This window comes from Butyrivibrio sp. AC2005, from assembly GCF_000424145.1.
Taxonomy (GTDB): domain Bacteria; phylum Bacillota; class Clostridia; order Lachnospirales; family Lachnospiraceae; genus Butyrivibrio.
This window is the reverse complement of the sequence record NZ_AUJI01000009.1, coordinates 104,059-129,316: the sequence shown is the minus strand read 5'-3', so window position 1 is coordinate 129,316 and position 25,258 is coordinate 104,059. Positions and strand designations below refer to the sequence as shown.

The 25,258-nt window shown below is 41.2% G+C and carries 19 protein-coding genes; 2 read left to right on the top strand and 17 right to left on the bottom strand.

Translation table 11 applies throughout. The annotated features are described in order from the left end of the window. Window positions 1–4: 4 nt before the first annotated feature. From G602_RS0100535 to G602_RS0100525, 3 genes are all read right to left on the bottom strand, one after another. Window positions 5–946, bottom strand: coding sequence for a carbohydrate ABC transporter permease (locus G602_RS0100535; RefSeq protein ID WP_242835467.1), 942 nt, complete (start codon window positions 944–946; stop codon window positions 5–7). Between the two features lie 10 nt (window positions 947–956). Beyond that, window positions 957–1,871 (bottom strand): ABC transporter permease, encoded by a 915-nt coding sequence (locus tag G602_RS0100530; protein ID WP_026657132.1) that lies wholly within the window; start codon window positions 1,869–1,871, stop codon window positions 957–959. Between the two features lie 81 nt (window positions 1,872–1,952). Beyond that, window positions 1,953–3,587 carry an extracellular solute-binding protein gene (locus tag G602_RS0100525; protein ID WP_026657131.1) on the bottom strand — a complete coding sequence of 545 codons (1,635 nt, stop codon included), beginning with the start codon at window positions 3,585–3,587 and terminating at the stop codon, window positions 1,953–1,955. A gap of 264 nt (window positions 3,588–3,851) precedes the next feature. Here G602_RS0100525 and G602_RS0100520 point away from each other — a divergent pair, with 264 nt between their 5' ends. Next, on the top strand, window positions 3,852–4,748 hold the full coding sequence (locus G602_RS0100520) for a helix-turn-helix transcriptional regulator (protein WP_196808553.1): 897 nt from the start codon (window positions 3,852–3,854) through the stop codon (window positions 4,746–4,748). A 97-nt stretch (window positions 4,749–4,845) separates the two neighbouring features. Here G602_RS0100520 and G602_RS0100515 read toward each other — a convergent pair whose 3' ends face one another. Continuing rightward, entirely contained in the window at window positions 4,846–5,043 is a 198-nt protein-coding gene (locus G602_RS0100515) for a hypothetical protein (protein ID WP_026657128.1), read from the bottom strand. Window positions 5,044–5,163: 120 nt separating this feature from the next. Between G602_RS0100515 and G602_RS24645 the strand changes: the two genes are divergently transcribed. Continuing rightward, entirely contained in the window at window positions 5,164–6,021 is an 858-nt protein-coding gene (locus G602_RS24645) for a YitT family protein (protein ID WP_049944979.1), read from the top strand. Here the strand turns inward: G602_RS24645 and G602_RS0100505 are convergent. The 13 genes from G602_RS0100505 to G602_RS24620 form a co-directional block, all read right to left on the bottom strand. Continuing rightward, window positions 5,987–8,341 (bottom strand): transglutaminase-like domain-containing protein, encoded by a 2,355-nt coding sequence (locus G602_RS0100505; RefSeq protein ID WP_026657127.1) that lies wholly within the window; start codon window positions 8,339–8,341, stop codon window positions 5,987–5,989. The two genes, G602_RS24645 and G602_RS0100505, sit on opposite strands and share 35 nt — an antisense overlap. Then, entirely contained in the window at window positions 8,301–9,206 is a 906-nt protein-coding gene (locus tag G602_RS0100500) for a DUF58 domain-containing protein (protein WP_196808552.1), read from the bottom strand. The genes G602_RS0100505 and G602_RS0100500 overlap by 41 nt, the downstream gene beginning before the upstream one ends. A gap of 194 nt (window positions 9,207–9,400) precedes the next feature. Beyond that, window positions 9,401–10,348, bottom strand: a complete 948-nt coding sequence (locus G602_RS0100495; protein WP_026657125.1) for an AAA family ATPase — start codon at window positions 10,346–10,348, stop codon at window positions 9,401–9,403. Between the two features lie 115 nt (window positions 10,349–10,463). Then, window positions 10,464–12,233: a glycoside hydrolase family 13 protein gene (locus G602_RS0100490; protein WP_026657124.1), complete on the bottom strand. Its 1,770-nt coding sequence runs from the start codon at window positions 12,231–12,233 to the stop codon at window positions 10,464–10,466. A gap of 109 nt (window positions 12,234–12,342) precedes the next feature. Further along, the gene (ybaK, locus tag G602_RS0100485; RefSeq protein ID WP_026657123.1) at window positions 12,343–12,816 is read right to left on the bottom strand and encodes a Cys-tRNA(Pro) deacylase; all 474 of its coding nucleotides are present in this window, start codon (window positions 12,814–12,816) and stop codon (window positions 12,343–12,345) included. Window positions 12,817–12,833: 17 nt separating this feature from the next. Next, window positions 12,834–13,199: a helix-turn-helix domain-containing protein gene (locus G602_RS0100480; RefSeq protein ID WP_026657121.1), complete on the bottom strand. Its 366-nt coding sequence runs from the start codon at window positions 13,197–13,199 to the stop codon at window positions 12,834–12,836. A 51-nt stretch (window positions 13,200–13,250) separates the two neighbouring features. Further along, a complete protein-coding gene (locus G602_RS24640; protein WP_049944978.1) occupies window positions 13,251–14,153 on the bottom strand; it encodes a hypothetical protein in 903 nt (300 codons plus the stop codon). A gap of 149 nt (window positions 14,154–14,302) precedes the next feature. After that, complete coding sequence (locus G602_RS0100470) at window positions 14,303–14,671, bottom strand: hypothetical protein (protein ID WP_026657120.1); 369 nt, start codon at window positions 14,669–14,671, stop codon at window positions 14,303–14,305. A 72-nt stretch (window positions 14,672–14,743) separates the two neighbouring features. Then, window positions 14,744–17,143 (bottom strand): ABC transporter substrate-binding protein, encoded by a 2,400-nt coding sequence (locus G602_RS0100465; RefSeq protein WP_026657119.1) that lies wholly within the window; start codon window positions 17,141–17,143, stop codon window positions 14,744–14,746. Between the two features lie 190 nt (window positions 17,144–17,333). Then, window positions 17,334–20,240 (bottom strand): amino acid permease, encoded by a 2,907-nt coding sequence (locus G602_RS28430; protein WP_049944977.1) that lies wholly within the window; start codon window positions 20,238–20,240, stop codon window positions 17,334–17,336. Window positions 20,241–20,247: 7 nt separating this feature from the next. Beyond that, window positions 20,248–21,564, bottom strand: coding sequence for a GGDEF domain-containing response regulator (locus G602_RS0100450; RefSeq protein WP_026657118.1), 1,317 nt, complete (start codon window positions 21,562–21,564; stop codon window positions 20,248–20,250). A 5-nt stretch (window positions 21,565–21,569) separates the two neighbouring features. Continuing rightward, the gene (locus G602_RS28425; protein WP_026657117.1) at window positions 21,570–24,149 is read right to left on the bottom strand and encodes an ATP-binding protein; all 2,580 of its coding nucleotides are present in this window, start codon (window positions 24,147–24,149) and stop codon (window positions 21,570–21,572) included. Then, window positions 24,142–25,245, bottom strand: a complete 1,104-nt coding sequence (locus G602_RS24620; protein WP_049944976.1) for a BMP family ABC transporter substrate-binding protein — start codon at window positions 25,243–25,245, stop codon at window positions 24,142–24,144. The genes G602_RS28425 and G602_RS24620 overlap by 8 nt, the downstream gene beginning before the upstream one ends. Window positions 25,246–25,258 lie beyond the last annotated feature (13 nt).

Here is a 25,258-nt window from a genome sequence, read left to right as displayed (position 1 = left end):
TCATTTATCCCTTGACGGCGCCAATCATGACACCCTTCTCAAAGTATTTCTGTACAAAAGGATATACACACAATATCGGCAGTGTTGAAACTATAAGCACTGCATACTTAACCTGATCAGCACTGGACTGACCGTAGCCGCCCTGTACTCCGCCATTTCCGCTGGCAAAGGCCTGATTAAGAAGAAGGATCTGTCTTAGTACGATCTGCAGCGGAACATTCTGCTCCTTACTATTATAAATAAGAGCATTGAAATAATCATTCCAATGGAATACAGCATAATAAAGTGTAAGAACCGAAATAACCGCTTTTGATAAAGGAAGCACCACAAGGAAAAAGTATTTAAAATGTGAGCATCCATCCAGTATAGCTGCCTCATAAAGATCATCCGGAATAGAGTTTGCTATAAAGGTCCTTGCTATTATCAGGTTATAAGTATTTATCGCAACAAAAATTATAAGTATGGTCTTTGTCGAAATAAGATGAAGTGATGAAACCGTCATGTACGTAGGTACTAGTCCGCCATTGAAAAACATCGTGAATACAAAGTAAAACATCACCACATTTCTTGCCTTAAAATCCTTTCGTGAAAGAGCATACGCTGCAGGCATCGTTATTGCCATATTAAGGGCAGTCCCTGCTACAACATACAAAATAGTATTGGCGTAACCTGTCCAGATTCTGCCATCCTTAAGGATCTGCTCATATCCGTAGAATCTTATATCCTTTGGCCAAAAAGTCACCGCTCCCTGGTTAACAAGATTCGAATTTGAAATCGATGCTATAACCACAAAATACAAAGGATACGCAATCATGATAACCACAATTATGCTAAGAATAATGACTGCTGCCCCGAAGATCCTGTCAGGCCATTTTGAAAATGTTTTTTCCTTTACTTTCTCAGTCTCTGCTTCACATAAGTCTGCCGCATTTAACATTTTTTCCATATCTGCCTCCTTACATCAAGCCACTGCCTGTGGTTTTGCGTGAAACCCAGTTTGTAACAACCAGACAGATAAAATTGATAATTGTGTTAAACAGACCAACAGCTGTACCAAACGAGAACTGAGAGCTTTTAACACCCACATCATATACATAGGTTGATATAACCTGTGACACCCCGAGGTTTGTACTGTTCTGCATAAGGAAAATCTTGTCAAAACCTACATTAAGAATTCCGCCCATATTAAGAATAAGAAGAATCATAATAGTTGGTACAAGAGCTGGAATATCAATATGAATCATCGTCTGCCACCTGTTTGCTCCGTCAACCTTACAGGCATCATAGAGCTGGGTATCAACTGACGACAGTGCCGCAATAAAGATGATCGAATTCCATCCCATGGACTGCCACACCCCGGTCAAAACATAAAGCGGCAGGAAGGTGGAAGAACTTCCTATGATATTTACCGAAGGATTCACCAGATGTATAGTCTTGAAAAAGTTGGCAATTACTCCACTCCCGTTTGCAAACAAAATGTTTATCATCGAGACAAGTACAACTACCGAAATAAAGTATGGTATGTACACTATTGTCTGTACAAATTTTTTCCACTTCTGATTTCTCAGCTGATTTATTATCAACGCAAGAACTATCGGTGCAGGGAATCCTACGATTATTCCCGTCACAGCTATGACAAATGTGTTCTTTAAAGTAGGCCAGAACATATTACTTTCAAAATACTGTTTAAAGTATTTAAAGCCTACAAAGTCTCCTCCCAGGAATCCCTTAGAAAAACTATATTCCTTAAATGCAAGCTGAACTCCATACATGGGAACATAGCAAAATACAAAAATATAAATCATGGCAGGTAATAGCATTATCCACAGCTGCCAGGTTTTACTAAAATATTTGGCTGCCTTTTTTACCATATTCTCCTCCACTTTCTAAAAAAAGGAATAAGGGCGACGAGCAAATATCCACTCTGCCGCCCTAAATCTCCGCTATTTCAATTATTTACCTCTGTATTTATCAAACGCACCCTGACGAATCTCAAGAATTCGCTGAAGCCCTGCTTCATTTACACTATTTACATAAGCATCCCAGGTTGCATCCACATCCTCATCACCAACAAGCCATAATCCCCACTGATTGTCAGTAATATTCGTAACATTTGCCTGAAGTACAGCCATTTCATTCTGCTCATCCTCTGTGTACTTCATGAACATCTGCGGATAATAGTCATCTTCGGAAACCTTGGCAAGCGTATCATTATAAGCTTCTCTTTCGCGAAGAGCATTGTCCATATCCTGTGTCATCTCAATTTCTGTGTTTCTTCTTATATACATAGGTCCATTATCTGCAAATGCATAGGTCCATTTCCATGTGCCGGGATCTACAGCAGGATCCTGAGGATCATTTACTTTGTATTTATTGTCACCGATTTCTGATACGTTGCCGTCTGCTATGCCACCAAAAAGAACTTCTACAGAATCCTTCTGTGTATAGAACTGATCAAGGAATCTCATAGCAGCTTCCTTATCTTTGCACTTGGCACTTACACATGCTCTGTTTGTGGACATGTTAAGTCCTGAATAGTCATAGGTCCAACGTGCATCGTAACTCTCGCCATCAAGATCATAAGTAAGAGGCTCCAGTGCTTCGTACTGACTTGCGAGCTCATTACCAAACTTATCTGTTTCTTCCCATCCGTAAACAACACCTACAAGCGCATCACCATTCTCATTTCCTCTTGATAAGGACTGGAACATTGAATAATCGTTTGTTATAGCATTTTCATCAATAAGTCCTTCTGCATAAAGACCTGCAAGGTACTTCATGAGCTTCTTATATCTCTCATCAACCGCGAAGTTTTTTACCTCTCCGCCCTCTGCAAAATATCCGTCGTTTGCCCAGTTTGTGAGCTGTATACCAAGTCCGCCAACCAGATTTGAAAGTGAATAAGCACTTCCAAACCATCCGTTGAAATCCATAGGAACCTCGTCTGCTACACCGTTACCGTTAGGATCTCCATCCTTAAATGCCAACAGAACCTTTTCCAATTCTGAGAATGTCCTGGGCTTTTCAAGTCCCAGCTTATCAAGCCATGTTTTATTTATGAAAAGAACACCATTTGTTCCGGGCCATTTCCCCTGGAATTTGGGAAGTCCGAAAAGCTTACCCTCAAGTGTCTTTGCCAGTACCAGTGTATCCGGTTCTTCATCGAACATTTCCTGAATATTGGGTGTCTTTTCTGCACTTACATAAGGTGTAAGATCCTCAAAAAGTCCGTTATATGTAATGTAATCCGCATCTGTTGTTGCATTAAAAAGAATATCCGGGATATCTCCTGAAGCAAATCGTGTAGGCTTCGTCTGATCCCAGTCAGAGTAGATAACTTCCCATTCGATATCTACGTTTGCCTGGTCCTCAAACTCCTGAAGCCACTTGAATTCATTGATATCAGCAGTAAGAGCATGTGCGCAGAAAAGCGCAGTGAGCTTGGTCTTTTCTCCCGAAGCCGAATCATCGGATGTCTGTGCAGATTCATCAGATGCTGCTCCGTTTCCGGCTTGTCCTCCACATCCTGAAAGCATTCCGGTAACCATAATCATAGACAATAAAACTGAAACTAACTTTTTCTTCATACTAATCCTCCTTTAAACCTTTTTGCTTCCCCTTTGTGCATGTTGCACTATAAAAAGGTTATCATCTCCAGTCTTTTATCTAAATAGTACAAAGATAGATTGTGTGTCATTTTACCGCCTATTCAAATATGGCTCAATTCTTGCTTTAGTTTGCTTATCATTCTCTTTGAGTGTATAATTTTTTAAAAAATGTATCATTTTTCTATCTTCGGTGTTATTTTTGACACTTTTAAGGATACTATTTCAAAAGGAATTGTGAATAATATGGCTAATGCAAGGCTTAAGAAGAAACTTACCAAATTGATGGTTTTTCCCAAAGAACAACTTTTCTGCTACCTGAGATCAGGAAAATTTGTTGCATTAAATGCAGACTGGAAGCATCAAAATCTTCCTCTCCGTTTTGACTATGAACTTATTGTTGTAACAGAAGGAACTCTTTATCTGCGTTATATGGAAGAAGACTACAAGGTTTCCGAAGGCGAATATCTGATTTTACCTCCAAGTGAAGGAGACAGATCCGGTTTCAAGAAAGCCTATTGCTCCTTCTACTGGAGTCATTTCACAGTAGATATGGAATCCTTCCCTGCGCGAATAACACCTGATGAAACACCGGCATACGAAAGAGCAAACTGTTTTCTCCTTCCTCAGACAGGTACCGTCCCAAGGCTCGAGAAGATGGTAGTACAGATGAAGCAGCTTCAGGATCTGGAGCGCAACAGTTATCCCGATATAACTCTGAATGCTGCCATGACAGCTATCGTCACAGAGCTATACGGTCAGATCCTTGCTGAACTTCCAAAGGATTCAGATCCTATAGGAACCAAACAGATATATTCGGACATCGCAGACTATATACGTCGCAATATATCAAAAAATATCAAGATCAGTGAAATTGCAGATGCTTTCGGCTACAGTCCAAAGTACCTTTCACACCTCTTCAGTGTCGTGAAGGGTACCTCACTCAAGCAGTTTATTATGTCTTTAAAAATGGAAACTGCAAGTTTTTATCTTAGAGACACCGACAAGACAGTCTCTGAAATTGCTAATGACGTCGGTTTTTCAGATGTGCATAACTTCTCAAGAACCTTCAAACGGATAACCGGGCTCACTCCCACCGCTTACCGCAATACCTACTCGAAGAGACTTCTTTTTCACTTCTGATTTTCATATTACTTTACGCAAAGCCGACTTAACACCTAAGGAAATAGGGCTGTTACACTATATTTATAATTAGTGCAACAGCCCTCATACTTATTACTTATTTTACCTTAACCTTGAATGTAACTGTATTCTCTGCGCTTTCATAGTTATCGCTACCTGATACGGTCACTTTTATCCCTCTCAGCGGCTGGTTCATTCTCAGTACCGCTATTATTCCGTATATATTGACCATATACCTACCAGAAAATGCTCTCTTTTTATCACTTTTTGCCAATGATATTTTGACGATATACAAACTCTTTTCCTCTTTGAAAATATATTTATTTTTTCTTAATACTTATTTGCTTTAATGCACCTCTATAGGAATATATAATGAAAATAGTTACGGAATTTTATTTGCTTCGGAGGAAAAACTTTGTCAAAGCGTATCTCAAATAACTCATTAACTGAAATAATTTTCTGCTACATAATGGTTGGGGTAGGCGCTACGATTGCAGCGTTTGCAATTGAAGATTTTCTTGCCCCGAACAAGATATTCGATGGCGGAATAGTCGGTGTTTCAATGATAATATCGAACTTCACGGGCTTTAAACTCAGTATTCTGACCTGGCTTTTGAATGTTCCTTTTCTTACTTTCGGATGGAAAAAGCGAGGAGTGCATTTTGTTTTAAGATCAATATATGCCATGACCATATTTGCCGTGGCTGTAGCTTTTTTTGAGACAACTCCCGCTGTTACGGAGGAGTCACTTCTTGCGGTTACCTTTGGCGGCCTTATTCTCGGTGTCGGTGTCGGAATGGTTTTAAGATACGGTGGATGCCTTGACGGCACAGAGATTGTCGCATCTATCCTCAGTCCCAAGATTCATCTTCCCATAGGCCGTCAGGTATTGTATTTTAATATCGTTTTGTACATGATCATCGGGTTCCTGTATGGCTGGAACAAGGGTTTGTATTCTATTCTCACTTATGTCCTTGTGTCAGTTGTCATGACAAGAGTTGAAGAGGGCTTCGATGCACAGAGAGCATGCCTTATCTTTACCCACGACGATGTCACTGCAATAAAAGACCGCTTCTATAAAGAGCTTGGTCGCACCTGTACCGAATGGGATACTGAAGGCTACATCAAGGGTGATAACAAAGCTCTCTATATAGTTGTCTCTCAGTACGAATTAAAGCAGGTCAGGGAAATCCTTGCAGACTTCAACTGCTTTGCAACCATAAGCGGCATAGATGAAATCATCGGAAAGAATGTAAAGAATACATTATCCTAAAAGGAAGCATCTGCTTAATATATCTTCTCCTTAGGTGTTTCCTTAAGTATTCAGAATCGCGAACCTCCGCGCCATTAGCGCTGCGCCCTGCAAATCTCTGTCTGTAATAAACGGAAAAGACATAATCCGAGAGAGCTTTTAAATCAGTTATTTCAAGCCTCTCACCATTAACAGCTTCCCCCTCCGGAAGCGCCAGAGCATAATCCTCAAGAACTCTTGCCTTTTCTCCGGTTCCGGGAAACTCTCTGCCCATGTACCAGAGAATGTCTTTCACATTTTTTTCAAGCTTAAGTGCCATAGGCGCTCTCTTGTATTTTATCACTCTTACAAGAACTATCGCTCCCCACATGAGTATCGCATATATCAGAAGACCTATGAAAATAGTAACCAAAAGTTTCCCCAGAACAAGTAAATCTATCGTGTGCTTTTTGGTCTCATTTTCTTCCTCATCCATGGCCTCATCTGAAAGATATCCTGCTGCATTATCCGGTATATCGGGCACAAATTGCTCAGCATCAGCTTCTATCTCTATCTCAGCAGTTTCTTCCTCCTCAGGAATGGTATAATTCCATGAAGACTCTATAGATGTTCTCCTGGCTGCAGTAGGCTCAAAGGGCACCCATCCGGTCCCTTCTATATAAGCTTCTACCCAGGCATGTGCCCTGTCCCCTGTCACAACAAATCTGTCATGCTTTATTGAAGGGAACGTATAACAATACCCCTCCACATATCGCGCAGGAACACCACTCAGTCTCAAAAGTGCAACCATGGCTGACGCATAATGGACACAGTACCCCTCACCCGTCTCAAATAAAAAACTATCAATATAATTACTGCCATTATCCACTGTCTTTCCGGGATGCGTTGAATACTTGTACTGCCTTAAGTATTTCTCAATAAGCCTGCACTTGTCATAGTCGTTCTGAGCACCCTTCGTAATCTCCTCAGCCAGTTCCTTCATTCTGGTCGTAGCCATATCACCGGGCTCCAGATATATCGCCAACTCCGTATTCTTCTCTATGCTTTTCTTTTTCCCGCTCCATTTCCTGTACCCGATTTCCGACACAGTCCTGCTAAGCTGATAATCAAACAGCTTTCCGCAATAATCCTCCATCTCATCATAGGAAGGCACAGCAGCTTCAATCGGGTTTCGCATGATTTTCTCAAGATACCTGCTGCCATAATCCACATTCAGGTACACAATATCATAGCTGTCACCCTTTTTATGTGTTTTCACAAACTGCGTACCCTCTATATCAACTGCGTCTTTCTTCACAGAATCTATTAAAAGTGTATTCTCAGGCCTTATAACATCCTTAGTTCTAAGGTACCCAAACTCTGCAGTCAGCTTCATGACACGCCCGAAACACTTAGCCTCCTCTCTTCCAACATCATGAGAGTAGAGCGCATACAGAAAATCCAGGAACCTCTCACCCTTCATCTCATCTGAAATGTCCTCATCGTCTCCCTCAATATGTCCTGCAAGATATAGACTGTCCTTTGTCCCATCAGTCGTAATATAAAGCTCTTCACGACTGCTTCCATTTATCGCATCAGGAACAGCTCCAAACCCGCTATAACCGCTCTGATACATGGCACCATCGCCGATTCCCGAGAAAAAGTATCCGGTATCTTCAACAAAGGTTTCAAAACCATCCCTTACGCGGTATCCTATTTTATATACAAAACTCCAGTCTATAGGCTCCTCATTTACCGGCACCCCTAGCACCAGAGCTTCCAAAACCATAAAGAAAATCAGCCATCGATATCTTTCCGTTCCAACACCTTTATCAAAACAACCTAATCTGCTGTTTCCATTTCCAAATCTTTCCTCCAGAAAACCAATACCTCTGCTAAGCTCCAGCAATGTAAGTGCCAAAGCAGCAGCTATCGCCGCCTTTTTTGTCTGAATCCCGTTTACACAGCGGAACACTATAATTATATCCGTCGCAATTATCATCGTGCAGATAACGGCAGATACTCTTGACAGCAGTACAAGCCCCACATACATGACAAGTGCCAATGCTGCGATAATTCCGATTGAGGTAAAGTACGAAACCTCTTCCTCCGGAACATTTTCAGGATATACCACCGGTATCTCATGAAAAAGCAAAAGAAGCGCACCTGTTATAACGACCTGCGCACCGATAAGAATCCCCTTTTTCTGCACATATCTGCCAAGCAACAGCATTCCTTCAAAAAGGGCATAGCAAACAAAAAGAATAAGCCAGAATCCGGGTTTCCATAACAAGGATCCGGATAATACCAAAAGCGCTCTCTCAATTGCCGTTTCTGATTTCCAGAAAATGCTCCTTCCCATATTCACTTTCTCTGACTGTGATGATAATCCCGTCCTGCTCATTTTCCGCCATACTTTCGCTCTGCATTTCAAGTTTCTCTATATCACTATCTCTGTTATAAAAAGGTCCCTTTGAAATATCCTCATAGAACTCCGCGAAATTATCCAGGGAAGCTACCTGAACTTTTTTTATCTCACCCCTGGGATAAACCACCTGAATGCTCTCACCCTTCTGCGCATGGTAGTACACTGCAGAAACAGCGAATTCCAAAAAGTAGTCTCTTCTTTTTATAAATTCCGGTTCATTCTTTTTTGATATCCCATTCTCCGCAATCAGAACAAGAGATATCTTCCTAAGATCAAGAAGCTCCGGCGTCCTGCTTATAAGCTCCCCGGCAGAAGCACTCGCCTTCCAGTGAATCTGTTTTATAGGATCCCCTACTCTGTAGGGTCTCATATCGTTTCCCGGTGTAGGTTCCCTAAGCACCATACTCTTTATTCTGCTGCTGTTCTTAAGATTTTCAAAATCCAACACACTATTTGCTACATCCGTTATCATCGGCATCACCGTCACACGGTAAGGTGATGGTATAGAAAAAGATGCCCCGTATATTTCAAAAGGATCAAAAAACATAGCCCTAAGAAGTCCCACATCATAGGTTCCTGCATATTTACAGTTTATGGCACCCTCTATCAGAGCCCTTTCCCCTGGTGTGAGATTTATAACAGGCTTATCCTTGCACATTTCCACTCTGTTTTCACTCTCTGAGAAATCTATGAAGCTTGTTGAAGCAAGCTCCTCCTCCGTTTGAAGCTGGGTGTCATTTATTCTAAAAACACCGGCATTTTCAATAGTCAGCTTGTAGGGCTGCTCCTCATTTTTCATAACTCTCCGTGAAGGAAGCTCCTGATACACCTGAAAAAAGTGGTTATTTATTAATATATAAAAAGCGGAAACAGGTAAATAGAAAAGCACACTGAAAAGGCACATATACGGAAGCGCCCCTCCCATATATGACGCCCAGACTGTGGCTCCTATCAAGATAATTAAGAAAACAAAAAGTCTTTTAAAATTTACTTTCATTGCGGCACCGGATGATTATTGAGAATCTGTAAAATGACTGTCTCCTGCGTTATTTTATTCATTTTTGCTTCCGCAGATAAAATCATTCTGTGTGGAAGTACATCCTTTGCCGTCTCCAGGATATCAAGCGGAATACAGTAATCCCTGTGTTCAATATATGCCTTGGCTTGAGAAGCCCTGAGCAGATCCAGGAGTGCTCTTGTGCTGGCCCCGCACTTTATACTGTGATGTTTTCTTGTCTCCTCGATTACTCTCACTGCATAATTCACCAGATCCTTGTGGATTTCCACCTTACTGACTTCATCCTTCATGGCAGTAATGTCGTCAGCTCCAAGCACCTGCTCTGTCTTAGCGTGAAGTGCCCCCTTAAGGAATTCTGATGCTATCTGCACAGAGCTGTCCTCAGATGGGTAACCTACTGAAAGCTTCATCATAAACCTGTCCAGCTGCGCCTCCGGAAGCGGGTATGTACCTGCCATCTCCATAGGATTCTGAGTTCCTATTACCATAAAGGGTTCCGGAATCGGTATTGAATTGCCATCGATAGTAACCTGCCTCTCCTCCATGGCTTCAAGAAGAGCTGCCTGTGTCTTAGGAGAAGTTCTGTTTATCTCATCGGCAAGAACTATCTGATTAACGATAGGTCCGGGGATTACTTCAAACTCTCCCTTTTCCATATGATATACTGAAAGTCCGGTGATATCGGAAGGCATTGTATCCGGTGTGCACTGAATCCTTGCAAAGCTGCATGAGAGTGAATCTGAAAGAGCCCGCGCAAGTGATGTTTTTCCAACCCCCGGAACATCCTCTAAAAGAACATGACCGCCTGCGAGAAGAACAGTTATAACCTTTCTTATAACATCATCCTTCCCGATCAGGCGGTTTTTCATATTGTCTATTAAAACTGTAATCTTATCTTTGTCCCCGGTACTGACTTTTTCCATGACTTTCCCCCAAACAATTTATGATATGTTCCATCGTAAATGTCAGATAAATCTGCCACTCACTAATAAACTATATCATAAATAGCAGGGTTGAGAATAGAAAACTTCTCTTCTATCATACTTTTAATATCAAAATACCGTTAACTCCCAATTTGCCTGCAGCCTCGTCACTCTGTTCCCATTTGCGTGAGTAAACAATCTTGGCTGCATCGCCTATTTCTATGGAAACATCCTCTTCCTCACAATTAAGATATATCTGCAGGCTCTCATTCTCTCCTATCTTTAGATAAGAAACCACCCGCTGCTTATCGATGTCGTTGGGGAAATGGAAGTTTCTGCTCTTACATGCCTGCAAGCTCTTTCTCATACCGATAAGTTTCTTAATCTCTGAAATCTCAGCATCTTTTTCTCCTGACTCAATCTCATCCCAAGGCATGCACCTTCGGCAATCAGGGTCATAGGTTCCATCCATGATAACCTCAGTTCCGTAGTAAATACAGGGACTTCCCGGCATTGTGAACAGAACTGCAAGCTGCTGATAGAATATATCAACATTTTTCTCAGCTTTCTCGAAAAGTCTGTTGGTATCATGAGAATCAAGCAGGTTAAACAGTACATCATTTACCTGTGAGAAATACATTGTAAAGCACCTGTTTATATCATATTCAAAGGTTTCCCTGCCTCTGTGTTTGTAAACCCAGAAATCAGCAATCGCTGTTGAGAGCGGATAATTCATGACAGAATCATATTCATCTCCAAGAAGCCAGGACATAGAATCATGCCAGATCTCGCCAAGCAGATAAAAATCGCCCTTCATGCGCTTCGTCATGTAGCGTACTGCCTTCAGGAATGAATGTGAAACCTCATTACCGACATCAAACCTTAATCCGTCTATGTCAAATTCCTCTATCCAAAATCTGATAATATCCAGAAGATAATCCTGAACCTCCTGGTTGTTCGTATTGAGCTTTGGCATATATTCTGCGAAAGCAAAGGAATAGTATCTGCCATCTCTTGTATCACGGCCCTGCTCAATTGGCCACTTATTTACCATGTACCAATCCGCATACCTGGATTCCTGCCCCTTTTCAAGTACATCAACCCACATCGGATGATCTGCTCCTGTGTGGTTAAATACTGCATCAAGCATCACTCTTATGCCTGCTTCGTGCGCCTCTTTTACAAGCAGTTTCAGATCTTCATTAGTTCCAAAATGAGGATCCACCCTTTTATAATCACGAGTGTTGTACTTGTGATTACTATGTGCCTCAAATATAGGATTCAGATATAACCCCGTGATTCCAAGCTCCTTGAGGTAAGGAATTTTATCCCTTATACCTCGTATATCTCCACCATAGTAGTCATGGAATCCTACCTTTCCTGTCTGCCATGGAAGTACGTTATCAGGATCTATGCTCTTATTTCCATTGCAGAATCTCTCAGGAAAAATCTGATACCACACAGTATCATTAACCCAGTCGGGTGTCCTGCACACATCTGCAGGATTCATCCAGGGCATAATAAAGTATGAAAGAGTCTTACCCTCCTGATTCATCTCCTCTTCAGAGTAAAAACCATCCTCAAAGTAATATACGCACTCATCCCCACTGTGAAGCTCAAAGTAATACTTACATCTCTTATGTTCAGGGCGAAGAGTGGTTGTCCACCAGATATGGTCCTTTAGTCTCTTCTTAAAATAGATTTCTTCCCTCTTACCTGTCCATCTCTCATTGCCGCCCATTATTCCGGCATCATACGGATCTCCATGGTAAATGTATATCCTGTCGATATCATATCCTGTTTTGATATTGATAATCAGCTGATCCTGGTCCAGGGAGTAGCAGTATTGTTCTGACATTCTGTGGTATATTGCGCTTAAATTCATAGTCTCTCCTTATTGGAAAACGTTTTCCGTTGCAAATAAAACTATACCTTATGAATAATCATTAATCAATACCTATTTTGTACAATTCAAAAAACGGAATACAATGACATTAGATAATATCTGCCAGGCTGCACCCGGTAACGCTGATAAGATCAGTCGGCGCAAGCTCTATCTGATAGCCAACCTTGCCTGCGCTTACGAAAATCCTGTCAAAGGCCTCTGCTGACTCATGAATAAATGTCTTGAACTGTTTTTTCATACCTATGGGCGAGCATCCCCCGTGAACATAGCCCGTAAGTGGAAGCAGTTCCTTTTGTTTAATCATACTCACAGACTTTTCAGATGCTGCAGAAGCAGCCTTCTTCAGATTCAGTTCCTCTTTCACCGGAACTACAAAGACATAATACTGTCCACTCTTCCCCTGAGTAACAAGTGTCTTAAACACCTTCTGCGGATCCTCTCCAAGTATCCCTGCGATCTCCTCTCCGCTCATGGTCGCATCAGGTTCATATGCATGGCTCTCATAGGCAATTTTCTTGCCATCAAGAACTCTCATAACATTAGTTTTTTCTTCCTTTGCCATATTATTTCTGTCTTCCTTTATTCTTGTTGCTTTTCTTTCTGCATTGCTACAAAAGCTGCTACATATCCAAGTATCCTGTCCCTTTCCTGTTTCTCTAGCTTATTAAATTCAGCAACAAGGATTCCTGTGTCTGTGCTTAGATCAACTGTATAGTATGACTGATTTCTACCACGGTTTTCTGAAGGATCTACTCCAGACAAAAGCCACTCAGGAGTAACATCAAGTGCCTTACATATAGCTAATATCTTGTCAGATGATGGATTAGTCTTGTTCTTCTTCCATTCACTGATCGTACTCTGCTGAATGCCTGCTTTCCTGGAAAATTCTTTCTGTGTCATAGAAAGCTGCTCTATTCTCTCAAATATCCTATCACTAATTGTCATGTAATTTGCTCCCCAAATAAACCTCATGCTGACAGGCACCCAATCATGAGATCAACCGTAAATCTTCTTCATCCCGCTATTAAAAGCCTTTACTGATTTTCCGGCTCTTTTCGCTGCTTCCTTAACATCGAGCAAGCCATCATGAACCAATGAAAAAAGTATCTCATCGCGACCACGTTCTATTCCCTGCTCTATTCCACGTTCTATTCCACGTTCTATTCCCTGCTCTATTCCTTCCTTAACGTCTTTCTCTATTTCATCCTTCATAAGTTCCCTAAGTGCTTCACACATGGTATTGTCCCTCCTTATCTCCTGATAAAGATCGTAGTTTGCTGAAACGCTGACCTGCAAAACCGCATCAACATTGTCCTTGTCACCTTGCGGCAACTCAGTACTTGTCATATCTATGAATGCACTGATATCTTCTCTGTTTGCATTACGTGTCAGTATCTTCAGTGCATAATAATTATCGGGTTCAAGTTCACTTGTAACAATCACCTGTAAAGGTATGTTAACTATTCTCTGAATATAATATACCCCAAAATCAAGCTCCTTTATGACTGCCCCCAGAGCATTTAATGTTGCAAACAGCTTCCTCGGATGTCTGCTTCTAAATATTGAAATACTCATATCGTCAGCAGATATTTTATTAACTCTTTCTCCAAGACTCTTGTATAAACAGGCATAGCCTACAGTCTTGTACATCTGATCTATTGATAATTCATCATCAGGGCTTTTATACTCTATAACATTATGTCCTCTGAATATTCTGGCAAAAGATTCATCAATAACTTCGGAATTCTTTTTCTTAATAACCAGCATATCCATGAGCAAAGGCTCCTTTGACAGCTCATGCTCACTTTCAAATATCAGCACATCCCTGTATTTTCTAAGTTCAAATTCTAGTGCTCCATAAAAGCCAGGATGCCACTTAATACGTTTATTCTCTTCCATGCCTGTTCTCACTATCATTATACTATAATTGATTTATAAAAGTATTACAGAATGTTTGCCGTACATGATCTGTCAATTCTATAATTTCTTTATAATTCAATTATATGGATTTTATCATTGCAATAACCGCTTGTCAATTTCTCCATCTCTTACCTGCGAAGTACAGCTTCATCGCACTCAGCAAGTTTTTGCATTAAAGGCTTTTTCAGAATGAATCCCGGTAACTTTTTTAGTTTGGGAATAGCCCCTTTGGCAAATTCCTTATACAGCGTATAAAACTCCTTTCCCGCATCCCTGTCCATATCCTCTTTCGTATACCTGCCCTGATAAAGCCCAAGCTTCCACTCATCATCATTAATCTGCTTTGGCGTCATGTCACAAAGTATAATCTGTTTCAGAGCATCGCACCCATATAGTCTTACATAATTTAGCACCACTCCGGCACCCATGGACCATCCCAGCAGCGTAATATTGGAAAGAGAAAGGCCCTCATAATTCATAATAGCACTTAAAGTCACAAAAAATCACCCGGAATCAGTTCACAAACCAATCCGGGTGAATATCTCAATAATTGTTCTATTTTATCCCTATCACATCTGTTCACTCAGGTATATGGATACTCTGCTCTGGATGATGTCAGCAACTTCCTCAGCGCTCTTCTGGCCTTCATAAAAGGCTGCTGCCTCTTCATCAATAATGTTTATGACATTGTCATCCTTGCTCTGGGTAGTTGTTACGGATTCAATGAAGTCAACAACTGTATCCGTCTCTTCCTTTGAAAGCTCTTCTATTTCCACATCCATTCCACCAATGCTCCAGATAGAAGTATTTTCGACCTTCTTGCCATTCGAATCAATGTAGTAAGGCTTCTCCTGAGCTTTCTCTGCAAGCTTGTCAATTGCTTTTCTCTCTATCGGAAAACTCCATTCAACATTTTCCTGATACTCATCTGAGAGGAATGACTTCATAAATTCCCATACTGCCTGCTTATTCTTGCAGTCGCTGCTCATTGCAATCTGTACGTTGGGAGTTATATAGGATCTTCCGTCCTTGGCTGCGGGGAATCCGTTAAACACAATATCTTTTCCGAAGTAACCTTTTTTCAGAACCTGGTAGTCTTCGAAGGAGCTTAGCCAATATCCCTTTAAGAGCGATTTATTCTCTCTGTAGTATGCCTCGTAGGTCTCATAATCCATGTCCTCGCTATCATTAGGAAGCTCTTTTATAAACTCAAGAAGCTTTACAAAGCTTTCTGAATCGAAACTGCAGGTTCCCTCTTCATAGTTCACGTAGGCACTTCCCATCGTCTCGTATAGCTGACGGGCATCACTTCTTGTCGTCATTCCCATTCCAAGTATGGGATCAATTCCGCATCTCTTACATATATCTTCATAATTATCAATTGTAATTACATCACCTTTTGCGTTGTCCTTTGAAACAACACAGGTTGTCACATAAAAGCTGGGAATTATGGAATATATTTTTCCGTTTATCTTACTGGCATCAAATACATTTGATAAATAATCTGTAGCAGATATTTCATCATCAGTGTCAAAATAAGGATCAAGAGGTTCTATTGCACCTTTTAAAGCATAGCTTTCAAAAGGCATATCCGATTCAACGGCGATGATATCCGGAGCTTTGCCCTGTGTGATATCAAGGCTCAGCTTGTTTATTCCTGTCATGTACTCATCAGAATTATCATCATCACCGGGCTCTTCTCCTGCAAGCTCAGCGTAATCGATGATGTTGATTTTGTACTTGTCACTATTTTTATTAAATTTCACAACCTGCTTTCTTACTGTGTCAGCTATGTAGCAGGTACCAAGAGTGATGATTTCCTTTTCTTCAACCTTGGAAGGATCAACCTTTGAAAGAAAACTGAGACAGCTCTCATCACCTGATGAATTAGTAATGACAAGTCTTCCGTCAGGAGCTTCACCAATGAAGTTCACCATATTTACCACTTCATTGGAGGCGGTGAAATCAACAATCTTAGTAGTCTTCTCATCACCAAGATTAAAGCCATATATTCCGCTATTATCCTGATTATAGAAGTCATAGCTTGTTCCGGGATAAATTCCGTAACCACCATATACATGTTCCGGCAATTTATAATCAGTACTGTCAAAGGTCATCTGGGACGGGTTGAACTTACTTATAGTAGTATCATTTCCACCGTCCTCCGCTACGAGATATACATCATCATTTTTCATTCGGAAAAGATAGGCATCGTAATACTCATCCTGCTTTTTCTCACGTGCATAAATGATTTTGCCTTCGCCGGTATTTTCATCATAGAGACAAACACCATTCTCACTGCATGTGAGTACTCCGTATCCCTTGGCATAAACCATTGATCGTATGTAGGATTCTGAATCCTCCTCTGTGAAGTCGGATTCCCAGAGTGTCTCTCCTGAAGAATTCATCTTAACCATGAATGCTTTAGGCGCTGTATAGTCCTCATCTGACACTGCATCATCGCCTGTTTCTTCAGAGGCAGCTCCGGTCTCCTCCTCAGCAGCTTCTTTTTCTTCATCTGTATTTTCTTCAGAAACTACATCCTGCTCCAAAAGCTCTGCATCTGCATCGTCTCCGCTATACACATACTTAGAAGCATAGATATTTCCTTCATCATCACAGGTAATGCTGTCGAAGCTTACATTATTACCATTATCAAGCGGTACTTCCTCAGGTTCCACTGTATCAAAGGGAATTTTGTACAGCTTCATATATCCGGATTCACTATTATAGTTATAGACAGTTGCGTACAGACTGTCCTTACCGGCACACACATTGGATACATTGCTGTCGCCTTCTGCAGGTATATCTACACTCTCGAAGCTGTATACATGATCCTTATCTATTTCCTTTGCGGGTCTGTCGCCACCTTCGGTGATGACACCGCTCTTTTTGCCGCAAGCACTAGAAAAAGCCATAGAGCATACTAAGCCTATGGCCATTACTTTCGCCAGTTGCCCTTTTCTCATACTAATCTCCTCCTACTAGATGACCCCCTCATCGTTTAGAGTATTTCACTAAAAACACCACGAAGTGATTTTAACATATCTCCCTGGGCATTCACAGAAAATAACTATATATTACTTTTCTGTTAACAATCTGTCATATTCCCCTCATCCGCCCTTCGGGCACCTTCCCCCCCCAAGGGGAAGGCTATAATTACAAAAATTCACTCATCGTCTCAATCATTTTGTTGACCTCAATAGGCTTGGAGATATGGCCGTTCATACCGCTGTCCCTGGCGTTCGTGACATCCTCTGCGAAGGCATTGGCAGACATGGCGAGGATGGGAATACTGTTAAGCTCAGGATCCTCAAGTTCGCGTATCTTCCTGGCGGCAGTGTATCCATCCATAACCGGCATCTGTATATCCATAAGAATCAGGTCAAAGGTCCCGGGTGCTGAAGAAGAAACCTTGTCTAGAGCCACCTGTCCGTTCTCAGCAGTATCATATTTAAAGCCATACTTCTTAAGAAGACGGATTGCTATCTCTTTGTTGATAACCTGATCCTCAACCAGAAGTACTGTATATTTGCTAAAGTCCTTACCTACATCCTGAACAGGCTGATGCTTCTTCACATAGTCTTCATCAGGAATAATCTCAAAAGCCACATTAATGATAAACTCAGAACCCTTAACCTTTTCGGACTCTACTCGTATATCACCGCCCATGAGTTCTATAATGCTCTTGGTTATGGCCATTCCAAGTCCTGTTCCCTGAATTCTGATGGCAGTATTTTCACGGGTGTAGGCATCAAAAACAGTAGCCGCAAACTCAGGGCTCATACCCATTCCCGTATCCTTAACCCTTATTTCATACTTACCTTTTCCACCTGCAACACCCTTTTGAATGAGCGATACCGTGATGGTTCCGCCTTCGGGAGTGAACTTAAACGCATTACTGATAAGGTTAAGAAGAACCCTGTTCAAACGGTTTTCATCACATTTAACATACCTGTTCTTTACGCCTTCTGTCACAACCTCAAAGCTTATGTTCTTGGACTTCATCTGGGGCATGAAAATAACCTTTACATCATGCATGGTTGTCGTGATATCGGTATCCTCTATTTCAAGAGTCATCTTGCCGTTCTCAATTCTTCCCATATCCAGAACGTCATTTATAAGTGAAAGGAGATGCTTTCCTGAATACTCAATCTTATAGAGATTTTCAAGTGCCTCCGGAGGCATGCCTTTAATATCCTTGGTAAGCTCCGTATAACCGATTATTGCATTCATGGGAGTTCTGAGGTCATGACTCATATTGGACAAAAACATACTCTTCGCCTTACTGTTTTCCTCAGCGGCTATTTTTTCCATCTCCATGTCCCGCCCTCTTTTGTGCATGGTTCTGTATACGCTGAACATGACATAAAGCGCAATCAGAATTGTCAGCATCTGCAGGATACTTTTTATCTGAAGTGAATTATTTACATCATTAACCTTCTTCTCTATATAGCCATTAACATTGAGCATCTCCGAATCTGTCAGCTCAATTCCGCGTTCCTCCATTCTGGAAATATAGTAGTCCTTGAGGTCAGTAAGTGCTTCCTCCGAGGTCTTGTGGGAAGCCTCTCTGAACCACAGCATGCTTATGAAAAACACAAGGAACAAAAGTGCAATAAGTGAAGTCGTGGAATGTCCAAACTTCTTCGTTTTATCACTTTTCAGAATAAAGTAAAATGCTACAAATCCAGCAATACTCCACAGAATTATAATTATATAGGACTGCTGCGAAAGCGCTTCAACAGACCATAGATTAGGAATAAGAAAATAGATTGTAAAGATAACCGAAATAACCAGTCCAATGCCACCTGTAAGCTGAACAGTTGCATTTCCTTCCTCTCTGGCACTCTTAAAAGCAGCAAAAGAGGTGTAGCTGTATGCCAGGGTTGCACCTATTGTATTCACATCAACAATCCAGCTTATGGCTGTTCTTCCAAAAAACGGAATAATCATGGATACAGCTGTGATAACCATGATAGCTTTGTAGGGAACATCATATTTGTTGAGCTTCCCCACCCATTCAGGAAAAAGGTTATCCCTTGCCATGGAATACATAAGCCTGCTGGCTGCTATAAGATTACCTATAAGTCCTGTGACTATTCCGGCTGCTACGGCAAAGCAAAGCAGTATAAATCCCGGTTTTCCAATAATGGTAGTTGCAGCGTGAAAAGTGGGAAGCCCCGCAATTCCTGAAAACTGACCAAGATGATCAATATACATTTTCCAATTTGATGCCCCGGCAGGAAGTGCTGTTACAGCAATAAGTGATAGAAGTGAATAGGCTGCTGCCCCTGCAAGAAGAGCAAAGAAAAATATCCATCCGCTCTTTTTTTGTGAAAAATTAAATTCCTCAGTCGAATGAGATATGGATTCAAAACCGACATATGCCCATGGTGCAAGTGCAACTATCTGAAAAATCTGGAATCCGTTTGATTTTCCCGAAACAAAACCGGGTTCAAAGGTCGCGGCACTAACCCGTCCGCTCGCAAGAATCAATAATGCAACAACAGTAATTCCGCCAATTAGTACAAAGGCAAAAACAGTCTGAACCAGAGATGAAAGCTTACCACCACTAAGGCAGATAAATCCCGAAATTCCTATTATCACTGCAGATAATAGGGATTCATAGACATATACTTCAAACCCTGCGATGTTATAGCACAATCCCTTTTCCAAAAGCCCCGGAAAAAGATTCCTGCAGATAATCGGTATGGCTGTGGCATTTGCCCATACAATTGCCATGTATACAAGAAGTAAAAACCACGCGCCAAGAAATCCCTGATCATAGCCAAAAACATACTTTGAGAAGGCATAGGTTCCGCCATCATCCGGATATTTATTCATCATGTAGTGGAAATTCACACCTATAAGGAACATTACAAAGCCGCCAATAATCATGCCAAGTGTCGTTCCAACAGGACCTGCAAGTGGAAGAAAGGTAGTTCCGGGCATCACAAAAGAGCCCCACCCTACACTGCATCCAAAGGCCAGAGCCCATGCTCCCACAGGAGTCAGATATTTTTTAAGCTGTGGATTTTTATCAGTAGAATTATCCCTAAACATCTATACCTCAATCCGGCATCATATATTCCATTTCATATGTGAAGGTATACCCGGCAGTCTCTGCGTCTGTCTCCCACTTATCCTGAATTCTCAGGATGGGAATCTTCACCTCATCATCAGTTGCTTTAAGGAAAATGGCCAGCACTGTATTATTACCCATCTTGGAAAATACATCACTTCCTCTAAGACATCCCGCTGCCATCTCCAAAAAGTAATCCGTCATCCTCGAAATATCCTCCTCACTTCCTGCCTGTGACTCAATCTTAAAAGCAAGAAGATGGATATCCCATGCATAGTTTCTCTGAAAACGCATCAAAAACCTGTAAATAAGCTTAAAACTATCGAGAGGCAGTACCATTGAGCCTTTCTTAATGTCACGCTCCTTAAGGACCATATTTATTTCACTTAGCCCCTCAGCTGCTTTCTCTTTTTCTACTTCCTCAGTATTCCTGAAAAATGCATAATTATGCTTTCCTGCCATCTTGACGTTATAGAGCGCCTGATCGGCCTTTTTATATAACGTCATATAATCCGTACCCTCATCAGGACAGATAACCGCACCGACAGATACGCCAAGAGGAATATTCATATCCTCGCCAAAAAGCTCTTTTGCATAGGAAAGGAGCTTTCTGTTCATAAACTGCGTCCTCTCCGCTACCATCCTCTCATCCCTGACATTCTGACAGAACGCAACAAATTCATCTCCGCCGACTCTTCCAACAATATCGCCGGATCTCATTATGCTTCTCAAAAGCTCTGCGAACCATATCAGTATCTTGTCTCCGGATTCATGACCGTAGATGTCATTTACCAGTTTGAAGCTGTCGAGATCCACCATCATGAGAATTCCGCCGGTCTTTTGGGCAGTCTCCCCTACCTCCTTTGCAGTTGTAACCTTATTCAAAAGTCCGGTCATGGGCTCGAGTTCGGCAGCTTCTTTCAGCCCTTTTATTCTGTCTGCATTCTGAAGAATATTCTCTATTCTGCGGAGTAATACCTCAGCCTTAAAGGGCTTTCTGATGTAATCCACAGCCCCTACTTCAAGTCCTCTCTTTTCGGAATCATCGCTGGAATAGGCCGTCATAAACATAACGGGAATAACAATATTATGCTTTTCCCTCAGATGCTCCATCATCTGGAAACCGTCCATTTGCGGCATCATAAGATCAGAGAGAATCATATCCGGCTTTTCTCTCTCATATGCTTCTATTCCTTCCTTCCCGGATCCTGCCGTTATTACTGTGTACTTTTGCTGAAGCATTTTGACAGTGACCATGCGCATCAGATCATCGTCATCCACGACCAGTATTTTTTTACCGTCCATAGTGTTTACTCCCTCTTTATTTTTTCAAGTACATCCTTGTAAGAACGATATTTGGACAGTACCTCCCAGGTATTGTCTCTTATATAGTTCATGTCTTCATTTTTACCTGCTTCCTCAAGAAGCCTTGCCATTTCTGAAAGCTCTGTCAGTCCCACCAGTCTTGCAGAGCTCTTAAGTGCGTGTACCTTGGTAGTGAAATCCTGTATATTTTCTGCAAAATACAGAGATTCTATCTCATCTGCCTTTTCATCTATCGAATCTCTAAAGAACAGAACCGTATCCAGATAAAGCTCCTCACTTCCTGCGAACTCAACAGCATTTGTCCAATCCAGAAGCCCCTCATCCTGAAGTCTTTGGAGTTCGTTTTTAACAGCTTCCGGGATACCCTGTTCAGCTTCTTCCTTTGCTTCTTCCCCTAAATCTGCCTCCGCAGTCTGCATGGACTTTTCTCTCTCCGATTCATCAAGAAGCTTATCCTTTGGAATATATTTTAATAACATTTCCTCCAAAAGATTTCCTTTAACAGGCTTTTCCATATAATCATTAAAGCCTGCTGTTATATACTTTTCACGCATGCCTTCCGTTACGTTAGCAGTAAGTGCAATACACACGCAGCCATGATTTTCGTTGTCCGTCATAGATCTTATTCTTTCAAGAAGCTGCATGCCATCCATAACCGGCATTCTATGATCTATGAGCATAATATCGTAGCGGTTTTCTTTTATAAGCTCCAGCGCCTTTTCCCCACTAAGAACAGAGTCTATTTTAACTCCCGTCTGCTCAAGAAGTCCGTTTACGACTCTTAAGTTAATCTCCATATCATCCACAGAAAGGATCCTGGCATCAGGAGCATAGAAGGATGGTCTGTAATTCTCCTGCTTTATTGCTGCTTTCTCTGCCGTAATTTCATAATCATCTATTTGCTTCCAATTCTCAACCTTTTGATTTACTTCAAATGAAAACTCACTGCCCTCACCGTACACGCTCTTAACATCGATGGTTCCTCCCATTGCGTCAAGGAGCTGTTTAACTATGGTCATTCCAAGGCCTGTTCCCTCAATTGTACGGTTTCTGTTCTCATCAAATCTTTCAAAGGCATGGAACAGTCTTTGAATATCCTCAGGTTTCATTCCTATTCCGGAATCCTTGACGGATACTTTAAGTTTTATTTCCTCATCATTTATCTTTTCATAATCAATTATCAGATAAACAAATCCCTCAATGGTATACTTGACGGCATTTGTAAGAAGGTTGATTATTACCTGCTTTAATCTTGTCACATCACCAATGAGTCTATCCGGAACGTTTTTGTTTATGTCAATTTTGAATTCAAGATTCTTGCTCTCTGCTCTGGTTTTTATCAGGGTAGAGATATCCATAAGCAATGTTGACAGGTTATATGGCTCATTTTTCAGCTTTAGCTTGCCGGCTTCAATCGCCGAAAAATCAAGAATATCATTTACAAGTCCAAGAAGTGAATTCGCTGAACTTTTAATACTATGTGCATACTGAAGAAGTTTCTTATCCCCTGTCTGCCTTATTATCATTTCATCCATACCAAGTATGGCATTTATGGGCGTTCTTATCTCATGAGACATATTCGCCAAAAAGAGCCCCTTGGCTTTCGATGCATCCTCTGCAATCAGCTTTGCTTCTCTAAGCTCATCACTCTCTCTTACCTTAACGGAAGCTACGATAAGGAAAACCGAAAGGATCAAAACTATCAGCACAAAAATAACATATACCGACATTACAGTAATTGGAATAAGATACAATACGCCTATGGCAGTCGATTTGTCGATTGCTCCCGCAAGTACAAATGGCGTATTTTTCACTTCAGCAGAGTAGAAAAACATATCCCCTTTTGTAGTTGAGATTTTTTCTACAACTACGGATTCAAGGTTATGTCCTCTACGCAGGTTATTAAAAACATTATTTACGGATTTACTGGCAAAAAATGATTCATCCCCCTTCTCAACATTCGAAAAAGGTATTATCACATCTCCATCCTTAGTCATAAGTGAAATACTGCCCAGTTTTTTAATCATTGACAGATCATGCTTTCTCTTAATGTAGGTAGATGAGCAGATGTAATATAATACATAGCGCACATTATCTCCGCGAAGAACGGAATATGAAAACAGCAAAGCCCCTGTTTTCATATATGACACGCCGGAATTACCGCGGAAAGAATCAAGCAGTTCCTGATAATCACTAGGATCAACAGCCTCTGAATATACCGGCTTTTTTTCTCCATCCATAATACCCAGAATTATGCTTGGGTTTGCATTGAATACATTTTCAATAATAACCGTGGCTTTTTGTAAGCTTTCATCTTCTCCAACGGTATCCTCATTTGCCAATATGGCTCCTATGTGCTCAAGAGTAAGCATCTCACCTCGCAGATTCTCTGAATAATAGGAAGCTGCTGCAGCTGCTTCGTTAGCTATATTGGACTCTGTAATTCTATTAATTCGCCTGTCCATGCTGATGTACATAAGAGCTCCCAATGCCGCCATGATGAGTACAGTCAGCGCCAGTACAAAGGCCAGTTGATTTGTCAGGAAGCGGTTCTTTTTACTCATAGATTTCCACCCCTTCCACAAACCAGTCCATGCGCTTTAGGAGAGCATCATCGCTTATACTCTCTCCCTTATTGCACATGATTTCACCTGTATTACTTATAAGTTCGCCCTCGAAAATATCGTATGCATGCTTTATTTCCTGTTTTTTCTCTTCGACAAGGAGCTTCACTTCCCCCGGTACAAGCTGTGAGTATTCTGCCAAATCCACTGCTCCCTTTCTTAAACCTAACCAGTAATACGGCTCGGCATCAAAATTACCTTTTGAGATATCCTCAAGAATGTACTGATACACCACATCCCATTTATATAAAACCGTCGTAAGATTTTTATCCGAATATCCCTCCTTATAGGATCCGTAGCCTATTGAATAGGTATCAAAATCCTCTGCAGCATCAATCGCTGTATGAAGACTTGCATGAAAAGTAATAAAATCAGCTCCACCATCTAAAATAAGCTTTTTTGCTGATTCATATTCAACGTCAGAATCTGTCCAGGCATCCATGTATTTTACCTTAACTATCGCATCCGGATTCACAGATCTCACTCCGAGGGCAAAAGCATTAATTCCTCTGGTTGTCTGTGGCTTCCTCATACCTGCAACATACCCGATTATGTTACTATTTGTCATTTTTCCGGCAATAATTCCTGCAAGATATCTCATCTCATAATCTCTGCAAAAATATGTTGTAGCATTGGGCATATCTGCATTAGGAGAAACCGTATAGAACTGGACATCCCTATATTTTTCCATTACAGGATACAGATCCATCCCATACCCATCGCTTGTAAGGAATATGATATTGCAGCCTTTTGCAACCAGTTCATCTATTGCAGCTTCAGCTGCATTCCGTGACTCTTCTATATTGGTCTCTATCTCAAGCTTGAAGCCAAACATATCACAGGCTTTTTTTAACCCCTTATAATGAGCTTCGTTCCACCCACCATCATCTATATTATCTATAAAAATCGCTCCAACTATATTTTTGTTGTCCACAGAGACTCTGAACATGGAACTAAGTCCTATTGCAAGTCCAAGGAACACCAGCAAAAGGATGCCAAGCAACAATATCCAGATGTAATTCTTCAACGTTTTCATTTTGAAGCCCTAT

Coding starts and splice junctions, on each gene's coding strand:
- G602_RS0100535 (WP_242835467.1), bottom strand. CDS start 946: ATGGAAAAAATGTTAAATGCGGCAGACTTATGTGAAGCAGAGACTGAG.
- G602_RS0100530 (WP_026657132.1), bottom strand. CDS start 1,871: ATGGTAAAAAAGGCAGCCAAATATTTTAGTAAAACCTGGCAGCTGTGG.
- G602_RS0100525 (WP_026657131.1), bottom strand. CDS start 3,587: ATGAAGAAAAAGTTAGTTTCAGTTTTATTGTCTATGATTATGGTTACC.
- G602_RS0100520 (WP_196808553.1), top strand. CDS start 3,852: ATGGCTAATGCAAGGCTTAAGAAGAAACTTACCAAATTGATGGTTTTT.
- G602_RS0100505 (WP_026657127.1), bottom strand. CDS start 8,341: ATGGGAAGGAGCATTTTCTGGAAATCAGAAACGGCAATTGAGAGAGCG.
- G602_RS0100500 (WP_196808552.1), bottom strand. CDS start 9,206: ATGAAAAATGAGGAGCAGCCCTACAAGCTGACTATTGAAAATGCCGGT.
- G602_RS0100495 (WP_026657125.1), bottom strand. CDS start 10,348: ATGGAAAAAGTCAGTACCGGGGACAAAGATAAGATTACAGTTTTAATA.
- G602_RS0100490 (WP_026657124.1), bottom strand. CDS start 12,233: ATGAATTTAAGCGCAATATACCACAGAATGTCAGAACAATACTGCTAC.
- ybaK (WP_026657123.1), bottom strand. CDS start 12,816: ATGGCAAAGGAAGAAAAAACTAATGTTATGAGAGTTCTTGATGGCAAG.
- G602_RS0100480 (WP_026657121.1), bottom strand. CDS start 13,199: ATGACAATTAGTGATAGGATATTTGAGAGAATAGAGCAGCTTTCTATG.
- G602_RS24640 (WP_049944978.1), bottom strand. CDS start 14,153: ATGGAAGAGAATAAACGTATTAAGTGGCATCCTGGCTTTTATGGAGCA.
- G602_RS0100465 (WP_026657119.1), bottom strand. CDS start 17,143: ATGAGAAAAGGGCAACTGGCGAAAGTAATGGCCATAGGCTTAGTATGC.
- G602_RS28430 (WP_049944977.1), bottom strand. CDS start 20,240: ATGTTTAGGGATAATTCTACTGATAAAAATCCACAGCTTAAAAAATAT.
- G602_RS0100450 (WP_026657118.1), bottom strand. CDS start 21,564: ATGGACGGTAAAAAAATACTGGTCGTGGATGACGATGATCTGATGCGC.
- G602_RS28425 (WP_026657117.1), bottom strand. CDS start 24,149: ATGAGTAAAAAGAACCGCTTCCTGACAAATCAACTGGCCTTTGTACTG.
- G602_RS24620 (WP_049944976.1), bottom strand. CDS start 25,245: ATGAAAACGTTGAAGAATTACATCTGGATATTGTTGCTTGGCATCCTT.